Annotated in this window: 10 protein-coding genes; all 10 read right to left on the bottom strand. The window is 30.4% G+C overall.

What is annotated here, in order from left to right; translation table 11 throughout:
• Positions 1-58 precede the first annotated feature (58 nt).
• The 10 genes from tsaD to PLW95_01995 all read right to left on the bottom strand — a co-directional run bounded on the left by tsaD (position 59) and on the right by PLW95_01995 (position 10784).
• Complete coding sequence (tsaD, locus tag PLW95_02040; GenBank protein ID HOV21447.1) at positions 59-1042, bottom strand: tRNA (adenosine(37)-N6)-threonylcarbamoyltransferase complex transferase subunit TsaD; 984 nt, start codon at positions 1040-1042, stop codon at positions 59-61.
• Positions 1043-1086: 44 nt separating this feature from the next.
• Entirely contained in the window at positions 1087-1944 is an 858-nt protein-coding gene (locus PLW95_02035) for a divergent polysaccharide deacetylase family protein (GenBank protein HOV21446.1), read from the bottom strand.
• Positions 1922-3109: a S41 family peptidase gene (locus tag PLW95_02030; GenBank protein HOV21445.1), complete on the bottom strand. Its 1188-nt coding sequence runs from the start codon at positions 3107-3109 to the stop codon at positions 1922-1924. Before PLW95_02030 ends, PLW95_02035 begins: the two co-directional genes overlap by 23 nt.
• 76 nt (positions 3110-3185) lie before the next feature.
• Positions 3186-4604 (bottom strand): Asp-tRNA(Asn)/Glu-tRNA(Gln) amidotransferase subunit GatB, encoded by a 1419-nt coding sequence (gene gatB / locus PLW95_02025; protein HOV21444.1) that lies wholly within the window; start codon positions 4602-4604, stop codon positions 3186-3188.
• Positions 4597-5619 (bottom strand): DUF4432 family protein, encoded by a 1023-nt coding sequence (locus tag PLW95_02020; protein HOV21443.1) that lies wholly within the window; start codon positions 5617-5619, stop codon positions 4597-4599. Before PLW95_02020 ends, gatB begins: the two co-directional genes overlap by 8 nt.
• 2 nt (positions 5620-5621) lie before the next feature.
• Positions 5622-6707, bottom strand: a complete 1086-nt coding sequence (locus PLW95_02015; GenBank protein ID HOV21442.1) for a LysM peptidoglycan-binding domain-containing protein — start codon at positions 6705-6707, stop codon at positions 5622-5624.
• Entirely contained in the window at positions 6694-7428 is a 735-nt protein-coding gene (gene cysE, locus PLW95_02010) for a serine O-acetyltransferase (protein ID HOV21441.1), read from the bottom strand. The genes PLW95_02015 and cysE overlap by 14 nt, the downstream gene beginning before the upstream one ends.
• A gap of 233 nt (positions 7429-7661) precedes the next feature.
• Entirely contained in the window at positions 7662-8837 is a 1176-nt protein-coding gene (locus PLW95_02005; GenBank protein HOV21440.1) for a dihydrolipoamide acetyltransferase family protein, read from the bottom strand.
• Positions 8834-9808 carry an alpha-ketoacid dehydrogenase subunit beta gene (locus tag PLW95_02000; protein HOV21439.1) on the bottom strand — a complete coding sequence of 325 codons (975 nt, stop codon included), beginning with the start codon at positions 9806-9808 and terminating at the stop codon, positions 8834-8836. Before PLW95_02000 ends, PLW95_02005 begins: the two co-directional genes overlap by 4 nt.
• A gap of 13 nt (positions 9809-9821) precedes the next feature.
• Positions 9822-10784, bottom strand: coding sequence for a thiamine pyrophosphate-dependent enzyme (locus tag PLW95_01995; GenBank protein HOV21438.1), 963 nt, complete (start codon positions 10782-10784; stop codon positions 9822-9824).
• Positions 10785-11017: the final 233 nt, after the last annotated feature.

Here is an 11017-nt window from a genome sequence, read left to right as displayed (position 1 = left end):
ACCAATTGTAATATGCAGAGGTTTTATTCTATTTTTCCTTTTGACATTTTATAAAAAATCAAATTTCTACTGTTGGAATTACTTCTATTTTATTTTCTGATGGTTTTACTCCATATTTAATTAAAAAATATGTTAAAATCGCCACCATACCACCATTATCCATACATAATTTTTTTTCAGGGATAAACAATTTAATTTTTTCTCCAATTTTTTCTTTTATTCTTCCCCTTATATATTCATTTTGAACTACTCCTCCACCCAAAAGAAGGGATTTTACTTTATATCTATTTATTGCTCTTTCAATTTTTATACATAATGTATCTGCAACAACTTTTTGAAATGAAGCACATATATCAGGAATATTATTTAATCCATTTTTTTTAATGTGATAATTAACTGCTGTTTTCAATCCACTAAAACTGAAATCAAGGGAGTTTTTTGAAATTAAGGCAACTGGAAATTTTATTTTATTTTCATCTCCTTCTTTTGCGTTTTTTTCTATTTGTGGTCCACCAGGAAAGGGAAGGGCTAACATTCTGCCAACTTTGTCAAATACTTCTCCACAGGCATCATCAAGAGTTCTTCCTAAAAGTTCAAAATCAATATGGTTTTTAAGATAGTAAAAAGAAGTATGCCCTCCGGAAATCACAAGTCCAATTGCAGGAAACTCAATATTTTCATCAAAATAATTTGCTGATATATGTGCTTTTAAATGGTCAATTTTATAAATTGGTTTTTTTAAAGAAAAAGAAAGCCCCGACGCAAATGAAACACCAACAATTAATGAACCTTTAAGTCCTGGTTGAGATGTGACACCAATATAATTTATATTGTTAATATTAATTTTGGTTTTTTCAACAGCAATATTAAAAAGAATATCTATCTTCTCTAAGTGTTGCCTGCTTGCAAGTTCAGGAACAACACCACCAAATTTAGAGTGTATATCTTCCTGTGAAGCAACAATATTTGCTAATAATTTATTATTTTCTAAAATACCAATACTTGTTTCATCACAGGATGTTTCTATACCAATTATTATCATAGACCTTCACCTTTTTTCTGGAACATGGTTCCGGGAGGAGGAATTTATTCAACTAATGCAGAGGCAGGAACTATTTTTATACCTTCTTCTTTCAGTTCAGGTAATTTTTCTTTTAATACCTTTAATGTTTCTTTTTTTGCATGTCCAATAGCAACACATTTTCCATTTTTTTTTGCTACTTTAATAAGTTTATTTAACTGCTCTTTAATATATTCTGGATTTGATTCATTATCAAGAAAAATATCTCTTTTTGCTGTTTTTATTCCCATCTGCTCGGCAAGTGTATAACCAGTTGTATTTTTTGATGTTGCACTATCAATGAAAAACAAATTTTCTTTTTTTATATTTTCAAGAAGTACTTCCATTTTATCAGGAGTAGAAGTAAAAAGAGAACCCATATGATTGTTAATTCCTTTGATATATGGTAAATAATCATATACATTATCAAGAAATATTTTATTTATCTCCTCATCAGTCATTTCTGTTGTAATAAGTCCTTTATCCAGACATTGTTGAGGAGGTAATGGTTCAAGCGGAAGATGTAAGATAAATTCATAATCTTTCCCATTAAGCAATTTAATTAATTCTTTACTATATGGAGCTTTTGGCAAAAAAGAAAGTGTAAGTGGTTCGTTAATTCCTTCTAATTCGTTTACAATAGACCTATTCCAGCCACAATCATCTATTATTATTGCAACTGGAATTTCTTTTTCTCTTTTTTTCTCTTTTTTTTCAACTACTTTTTCCTTTTTGGCAGGTATTTTTTTACCTGGAATTTCCTCTTTTTTGTAAATTTCATTAAGAACTTTTACACCTGTAATTAAAATACCTAAAATTAAAAGGAGAACAATAGGTACAAGCCATGATGTCTCTTTTTTATCACTCTTTTTCATCTTTCTCATAAATCATATTCTTCAAAATTCTTTTTGCTTCTTGAAATTGTACATCTTCATCTGTTGCAAATATAATTTCTTTATCTTCTGGTAATTTCACTTCATAATCAACTGGTATCCCTTCTCCTTCAATACAAACATTAGAAGGTGTATAGTAATAAGCAATTGTAAGTTTTAAAGCGGAACCATCTGATAACGGAATTAAATTCTGAACAGAACCTTTACCGAATGTTTTTTCACCAACCGAGCTAATTTTTTCATAATTGTCTTTAAGCGCCCCAAAAACAATTTCAGAAGCACTGGCACTACCCTGGTTAACAAGTAAAACAATTGGTTTTTCCCAGATAGGAACTTTTTTACTTCTAAAAATACTTTTATCTTCTTTATTTCTTCCCTGTGTATAAACAATTAATTTACCTTTTTGCAAAAATAATTCACTAACTTCAACAGCAGAGGTTAAAAGACCACCAGGGTTGTTTCTTAAATCAAGAATTATCCCTTTTTTCTCTTTTTTATTAAACTCTTCTAATGCATTTTTCAAATCAGAAGATGTTCTTTCTTGAAATTCTGTAATTCTTATATATCCCATTTCACCTATGTCCTCTGTTTTTACTGATTTCACTTTTATAATATCTCTTGTTATTTCTATATCAATTAGTTTTGGCATATTTTCTCTCATAACACTTATTTTCACTTTTGTCCCTTTTTCTCCTCTCAGTTTTTTTGCTGCTTCAAGTGTTGTCATACCTTTTGTTGATTCCCCATCAATAGTAATTATTCTATCACCTGGCTTAACACCTGCTTTCCAGGCAGGACTGTCTTCTATTGGGCTTACCACTGTTATTATCCCATTTTTCAGTGTAATTTCCATTCCAACTCCTTCAAACTGCCCTTCTGTTTCAATTTGTAATTCTTTTTTAAGGTCAGGAGGAAGAAAAGCACTGTATGGGTCAAGAGACATCAGCATACCTTTAAGTGCTCCATAAATAAGGTCCTTATTTTCAACTTCTTTTACATAATTTTTTTCTACAATATTTAAAGCATCAATAAAAAGTTCTATGTTTTTATATGTTTCTTCTTTTTTATTTCTTTCCTCAGAAACTTTTACATCACTACCTAAAATTATGGTTAATAAGAAAAACCCAATAATAGTTAAAAAAAACTTTTTTCTCATTTTCTTTCTCCCTTCATCTCTTCCTATTAGGAAAGAGAAAAATATAAAATAGACGGAAAAATAAAATTATTTTTTGTTATATTAACTTTTTTATTGTTTTTTCAACAATTTCTGAATTAACTTTTCCCTTTGTTTTCTTCATAACCTGCCCTATAAGGAAAGCCATTACTTTTTCTTTCCCTTTTTTATAGTCATCAACTGCTTTTTGATTTTCGTCAATTACCTGTTTTACTATATTTTCAATAAATTCCTCATCTCCTATTTGTAGAAGACCTTTTTCTTTTACTATTTCAGAAGGAAATTTCCCTGTTTTTAAAATTTCCTTTAATACATTTTTCCCAACTGTTGAGGTTATTTTACCCTCTTCAACCATTTTTAACAAGTCAATAAATTTTTCTGGAGGTATTTTTTCAAAAAGGAATTTTATTTCTTTCCCTTTTAATAAAGACATTATCTCTCCCATAATCCAATTGGAAATAAGTTTATAATTTTTGAAAATTTTACTACATTCCTCAAAATAGTCAATTATTATTTTTTCACTCATCAAGACATCAATATCATAGGTAGGTAATCCATATTGTACTTTAATTCTCTCTTTTCTATCATCTGGTAATTCCCCTATTTCTTCTTTAACTTTATTTATGAATTCGTCATCAATTTCAACTGGTAAAAGGTCTGGGTCAGGAAAATATCTGTAATCATGTGCCTCTTCTTTCGTCCTCATGATTTCTGTTTTTTGTAATTTATCATCCCAGAGTCGTGTTTCTTGCTGAATCTTTCCACCTCTATTTAAAATTGAAATTTGCCTTTTTTGTTCATAACTTAACGCTTTTCTGACCGCTTTAAAAGAATTCATATTTTTAATCTCAACTTTTACTCCAAACTTTTCATCTCCCTTTTTTCTTACAGATATATTTGCATCACATCTTAATGAACCTTCTTCCATATTACAATCGCTTACTTCTAAATATTTTAATGTCTGCTTTAATTTCAAGAGAAATTCTTCACCTTCTTCTGGACTTGTTATATCTGGTTGTGTAACAATTTCAATAAGAGGTATTCCGCCTCTGTTATAATCAATATATGAAAAATTCTCACCCTCCTCAGAATGAATAAGTTTACCTGCATCTTCTTCTAAATGTATCCTTGTTAAATTTATTTTTTTATCTCTTACCTTCAGGTATCCCCCCTTTATAATTGGTTGTTCGTATTGTGAAATCTGATAATTTTTAGGAAGGTCTGGATAAAAATAATTTTTCCTTGCAAACCTACAAGTCCTTGCTATATCAGAATTAAATGCAATACCTGTTTTTACTGCACATTCAATTGCTTTCTCATTTATTACAGGTAAAGTACCTGGCATTCCTATACAAATAGGGCAGATATTCGTATTTGGAGAAGCACCAAATTCTGTTGAACAAGGACAAAACATTTTTGAGCAAGTAGATAATTCCACATGAACTTCAAGCCCAATTACAACTTCATATTCACCCATTTTCTTCCTTTATTACCCCTGCTTTTATCTTTACTCTCATTTCTTCATCTGGTTTTAATTTCAACTGGTCTCCTCTTTTTATTGCTTCTGCCAGATTTGGTAAAGAAGAAAATGGTTCAAGAGCAATGTTATAATTTCTTCCATACCAGGGATAATTAAAACTGCCTTTTGCAATTCTCCAGAACCATAAACACTTAAATACTGATAAAGGAAATTCAAAAAAGAATGATAATTTCCTTTTTTTATTAACAATTTCATATTTTCCTTCTTTAAGGTCAGTTAAAAACATCATATCTGATACACAATCATTTTCAGAGGGAATTTTACTTATATCAACTTTATTTCTATCAATTCCTTCTAAATATGGCCATATTCCTTCGGTTTGTTTTAAATTTGTAATTGATTTTCCATCACCATGAACAACTTTAATTTTACATTCAGGAATTTTTATAAAACAATCAGATGAAAGAAATGGTTTACCAATAGCAGGATGGTGTCCCCATATAAAATCCATATCTTCACCACCAATATTTTTTACTTTTTCCTCAATTTCAATATATGGTTTTTCTTTCTCAATAGATATAATTTTTTCAATGTAAAATGGTGTTCTATATGTTTTTACTGAAAAAAGGACTGAAATTTTTTCGGAAGAATCTTCAATAATTTTATAATCCCATGGTAGTAGAGCAATTTCTCCATGTAATCCCAAAACCGTTCCTTTATATTCACATGGGGAACTACCATTTGGAAATATTTCTTGCCATCCACCTGGATAAAAATCAATAAAATTTCCTGAATCTAACTCTTTTGTTATAGGGAACATAAAACGATTATATAAAGGAATAGGACTTCTCCACATGAAATCTATATCTTCTGGTTTGTAAAGAAATTCAACTATATCTGTTCCTTTGTCTGCAAGAATTTCTATTCTCAAAATTTCATTTTCAATTACAACTATTTTTAAACTATTCCATAAATATTCACAGCACCTACAATTACTATTTCTTGACATCATTTTTAACCTCCAAAAACGCTGCTACTAAATGGAATATACCTTTTTAAACATACAAAATGACTTTTAAAATACGAATTTTCAAGAGAATCTATTTTAACTTTCCTATCACTGCTACTGGCGTGAATAAAAAGTTTATTACCGATATAAATACCAACATGTCCAATTCCTATGCCTCTTCTAAAAAATACCAAATCACCAGGTAATGCTTCATTTAATGTAACTTCTTTGCCCAATTTTGCTTGTTGATAAGATGTTTTTGGTAATTCAAAACCTATTTTTTCATAAACAAGGCGAGTAAGAGTTGAACAATCAATACATTTTTCCCCATTCCCACCTAATTTGTAAGGCATATTAAGATAGGAAAATGCAATATCAAGAATTTTTGCTCTTGTTAATTGTTCTTTTTCTATATCTGTTTCGCTATTTGTTTGACTTTCTGGATTACTTGTTAATTGCTCTTGTTGGGGAATAATTATAATCTGCCCTTCTTTAAAATCATTATCACGCAAAAGATTATATTTTTTAAGTTCTTCAGGCAAAACAGAAAATTTCTTTGCTATTTCTTCAAGAGTATCTCCCTTTTTTACCTGATAAAAATCCTTTTGTTCAGTTCCTATTATTGGCTCTATATTTTCTATTTTAGGCACTTCAACTGGAACTCTAATTTTTAACTGCATTCCTGGTATTATTTTACTGCTTTTTAAATTATTTTCTTTTTTTATAGATGAAACTGAAATGTCATATTTTCTACTTATTTTAGAAAGGTTATCACCTTTTTTTACTACATAATAAACTGTGTCATAATTTCCAGAAGAGGTTGTTAATGATTCTTTATTTGAAGATAAATTTTTATTTTCCTCTTTCTCTATTTTTTTAACAACAAGTTTTTGTCCTTCTTTTATAAGAGATGTTTTTAAACCATTTAGTTCTTTTATCTTTTCTACACTTGTTCCATATTTTTTAGCAATTGCAATTAAGGTCTCGCCTCTTTTAACTTTATGATAGACCTTTACTATTTCACAATATCCTGAAAAAGATAAAATGAAAATAAATAATGAGGATAAAAATAAAATATTAATTTTTTTCATTTTCATTCTCCTTTATTTTTGAAAAAATTTCAGAAATTTCTTCTTTTTTCATAGCAAAATACTCATCTATTTTTGCTTTAATACCTTCTACACTTTCAAGTTTTATAATCCTTTCTTCATGCTTTTCAATTTCATCAATAACTAATTTTAATGCATCTGCAACAGGGTCGGGAAGATTACTATGGTCAAGTTCTATTTTCCTTTTTTTCTGTTGTTTCACAACTCTACCTGGAACACCAACAACTGTTGAATCAGATGGAACATCTTTAACCACAACACTACCTGCACCAATTTTTGCACCATCCCCAACTTTAACTGGACCCAAAACAATTGCTCCTGCTCCAATAACTACATTATTTCCAATTGTTGGATGTCTTTTCTTCTTCTCATGAGTTATTCCGCCTAAAACAACCCCCTGGTAAAGCAAAACATCATTACCAATTTCTGTTGTTTCTCCAATAACAACTCCACAACCATGGTCAATAAAAAATCTTCTTCCTATTTCTGCTCCTGGATGAATTTCAATTTGTGTAAAAAATCTATTCACATTAGAAATTATCCTTGCAAATGTTTTCATATTTCTTTTCCATAAAAAATGAGCAAAACGATGTCCCCACAGCGCATGTAAACCAGGATAACTTGTAATTACTTCAAAAATATTTCTTGCTGCTGGGTCTTTTTCAAAAACAGTGTTAATATCCTCTTTTATTCTCCCTATCATTTGTCATTAAGTTTTATATATACAATATAAACCATACATATATAGCACAAAGTTATTAGTAGTGTAAAATGTACAATTGAAAACAAAAAAGAACTAAATTTTTAGATTTCAAGTCATAATTTTCATCTTTTGCTTTCAGTTTTAAATTATTAGTTATCATTTTAAAATTTACACTTTTACCTTTAAATTTATAAATTTTCTCTCTTTTTTTACTTTGTGCCTAATTGTATATATTATAAAACTAAAATTGAGGGATTTTCAAGTATTTCTTTAAAATAGTTATAAAAAGAGCCAGCATAACTTCCATCAATAACTCTATGGTCAAAAGAAAAAGAAACACTCATAATTCTTTTTACTTCAATTTTATCTTCTATAACAATAATACCTTTTTCTATTTTACCAACTCCCATAATTGCAACTCCTGGTGGATTTATTATTGGCTGAAAATTCTCAACTCCATACATCCCTAAATTTGAAATAACAAACCTTGCTCCTTTTAAATCATTCTCTTCTAATTTCCCTTCCTTTGATTTCTTTGCAATTACCTTTCTTTCTTCAGATATTTCTTCAAGTGTTTTCTGACAGACATTTCTTATTACAGGAACAACAAGCCCCGTTTCTACTGCAACTGCAAGACCTATATCAACTGACTTATAAACTCTTATCTCATCATTTTCAACAGAAGCATCAATTAAAGGGTATTTCTCAATTGCTTTCCCAGCAAAAAATAAAAGAAAATCAGTATATGAAAAATCATTACCTTCTTTTTTCTTCAATTCCTTTATAAGTGCAATCTGGTCCATAATAAATTTTCCTTGAAAATAATAATGTGGAATTTCTCTTTTACTTTCTGTCAGTCGTTTTGCAATAATTTTTCTAATAGGAGTCCATTTTATTATTTCATATTCTCCTACTCCAACTGCTTTACTTTCAATATATTTTTCAACATCCCTTTTTTCAATTCTTCCACCAGGACCTGTTCCCCTTATATTAGAAATATCTATTCCTCTTTCCTGAGCAATTCTTTTTGCAACAGGTGTTGCTTTTATTTTCTCCCCTCCTTCTACTATTTTTTCTTCTACTTTTTCTTTTTGTACTATTTCTACTTTCTCTTCTTTTACTTCTTTTTTCTCAATCTTTTCTTCTTTCTCAGGTAATTGTTCATCTGGATTATCACTTATATAACCTATAACTGTTGTTACAGGAATTGCTTCATCGGATGAACTAAAAAGTATCTTTCTTAAATATCCAGAATAAGGCGATTCTACTTCAAAATTTGTTTTATCACTCATAACTTCAAAGAGAACTTCGCCTTTTTCAACTTTTTCACCTTCTTGTTTTTTCCAGGAAACAAGGTACCCCTCCTCCATTGTTTCTCCTAATTTTGGCATAATAATTTCTCTTATCATTTCAATACCTCCTTCACTCCTTCTTTAATTCTTTTAACATCAGGTATTGCAAGTTGTTCAAGAACTTTACTTTTTGGCATAGGAACATCTGCACCTGCAACCCTGATAATTGGAGCATCTAAATAATCAAAAGCATTTTCTATTATTTGCATCCCTATTTCTGCGCCTGTTCCCCCCGTTTTACAATCTTCTTCCACTATAACAACTTTATTTGTTTTTTTTACTGAATTTACCATTGTTTCAATATCCATTGGAAGGAGTGTTCTTAAATCAACAACTTCTACACTTATTCCTTCTTTTTCAAGTTCTTCTGCTGCTTGAAGTGAAAATAATGTCATCCTTGAATATGTAAAAATAGTTACATCTTTCCCTTCTTTTTTCACATCTGCAACTCCAATTGGTATAGTATATTCTTCTTCAGGAACAGGTCCTTTTGTGTTATAAAGCATTTTATGTTCAATAAAAACAACAGGATTATCATCTCTTATTGATGATTTCAAAAGACCTTTCGCATCATAAGGAGTTGAAGGCATAACAACTTTTATACCAGGAATATGAATTAACCATGATTCTAATGACTGTGAATGATGTGCTCCCAATGTTCTTCCTGCACCACCTTCTGTTCTTATTGTCAAAGGAACGGTACATTTTCCACCAAACATATATCTGATTTTTGCCACTTGATTATTTAACTGGTCCATACAAAGACCAATAAAATCAATATACATAATTTCTGCAACTGGTCTCATCCCTGTTAAAGCAGCACCAAGTGCAGTTCCAACAATAGCATTTTCAGATATAGGAGTATCAATTACTCTGGTATCCCCATATTTTTCTAATAAACCCAATGTAACACCATAAGCACCACCATAAATTGCAACATCTTCACCAAAAATAAATACTTTTTCATCTCTCATCATTTCTTCGTCAAATGCCTCATTTAACGCCTGTCTATAAGTTATCTCTTTCATTTTTCATCTCCTGTTAAACATATAAGTCAGTATAAAGTTCTTCTGGCTGTGGGTCTGGACTATTTATTGCATATTCAGTTGCTTCTTCTATTTCTTTATCTGTTAGTTCATCTATTTCTCTTATTTCTTCTTCTGTTAAAACACCAACTTCTTTCATTTTATCAGAAAAAATTAAAATTGGGTCTCTTTCTTTCCAGAACTTTTCTTCTTCTTTTGTCCTGTATACCCTCGGGTCACTTCTACTATGTCCATAATATCTGTATGTATTTGATACAATAAAACTCGGACCATTTCCATCTCTGGCGTAATTCACCCATTTATTTACAATTTCTCTTACTGCAAGAACATCCTGTCCATCTACATTTTCACTTGGCATATCAAAAGCAAGTGCCTTTTTAGTTAAATCAACAACAGAAGATGCTCTTTCAACTGATACACTCATTCCATATTTATTATTCTCACATAAATAAATAACTGGTAATTTCCATAAAGATGCCATATTCAAACATTCAAAAAATATACCATTATTAGTTGCTCCATCACCAAAAAAACATATAACAACTTTATCCTGTTTTTGTAATTTTATTGAAAGACCTGCCCCTGTTGCAATTCCAAGCCCACCTCCAACAATTCCATTTGCCCCTAAATTACCTTTTGAAAGGTCTGCTAAATGAAGAGACCCACCTTTCCCTTTACAAACACCTGTTTTTTTCCCTAATATCTCTGCCATAAGTGCTTTTAAGTCCCCATCTTTTGCAATTGCATGACCATGTCCTCTATGTGTGCTTGTTATATAGTCATCAGGTCTTAAAACAGAAATTGCTCCAACTCCTGTCCCTTCCATTCCTGCGTATAGATGTGAACCACCTTCTGCAATGTTTTTTGAAAGCAATTCCATAATTTTATCTTCAAATTTCCTTATTTCCATCATCTGTTTTAAAAGTTTTATTGCAAGTTTTCTATCAATCTTTTCCATTTAAAAGTCCTCCTTCCTTTATCTTCTGTTATTAAAAATTTTTTAAACTCTGTTTATATTTTAGTAGTGAGTAGAGAGTAGAGAGAACTAAATTTCCCCACTTCTCCACTGTGCTTGGAAATTCCTAAAAATCCCCTCATCCTCGCCCTCGGGCGTAGCCCTACGGGCGAGCCTTCTCCCCATCGGGGAGAAGGGTGAAATCCCCCTTAATCCCTCCGCCAAAAAGAGCGTCG

This window comes from bacterium (assembly GCA_035370465.1).
In the GTDB taxonomy this organism is placed as follows: domain Bacteria; phylum Ratteibacteria; class UBA8468; order B48-G9; family JAFGKM01; genus JAGGVW01.
The sequence above is the reverse complement of the archived record's forward strand: the minus strand, read 5'-3'. Positions and strand labels throughout refer to the sequence as shown.

What these genes read in the sequence shown, in the direction of transcription:
- tsaD (HOV21447.1), bottom strand. Translation starts at nt 1,042, where the DNA reads ATGATAATAATTGGTATAGAAACATCCTGTGATGAAACAAGTATTGGT.
- PLW95_02035 (HOV21446.1), bottom strand. Translation starts at nt 1,944, where the DNA reads ATGAGAAAGATGAAAAAGAGTGATAAAAAAGAGACATCATGGCTTGTA.
- PLW95_02030 (HOV21445.1), bottom strand. Translation starts at nt 3,109, where the DNA reads ATGAGAAAAAAGTTTTTTTTAACTATTATTGGGTTTTTCTTATTAACC.
- gatB (HOV21444.1), bottom strand. Translation starts at nt 4,604, where the DNA reads ATGGGTGAATATGAAGTTGTAATTGGGCTTGAAGTTCATGTGGAATTA.
- PLW95_02020 (HOV21443.1), bottom strand. Translation starts at nt 5,619, where the DNA reads ATGATGTCAAGAAATAGTAATTGTAGGTGCTGTGAATATTTATGGAAT.
- PLW95_02015 (HOV21442.1), bottom strand. Translation starts at nt 6,707, where the DNA reads ATGAAAAAAATTAATATTTTATTTTTATCCTCATTATTTATTTTCATT.
- cysE (HOV21441.1), bottom strand. Translation starts at nt 7,428, where the DNA reads ATGATAGGGAGAATAAAAGAGGATATTAACACTGTTTTTGAAAAAGAC.
- PLW95_02005 (HOV21440.1), bottom strand. Translation starts at nt 8,837, where the DNA reads ATGATAAGAGAAATTATTATGCCAAAATTAGGAGAAACAATGGAGGAG.
- PLW95_02000 (HOV21439.1), bottom strand. Translation starts at nt 9,808, where the DNA reads ATGAAAGAGATAACTTATAGACAGGCGTTAAATGAGGCATTTGACGAA.
- PLW95_01995 (HOV21438.1), bottom strand. Translation starts at nt 10,784, where the DNA reads ATGGAAAAGATTGATAGAAAACTTGCAATAAAACTTTTAAAACAGATG.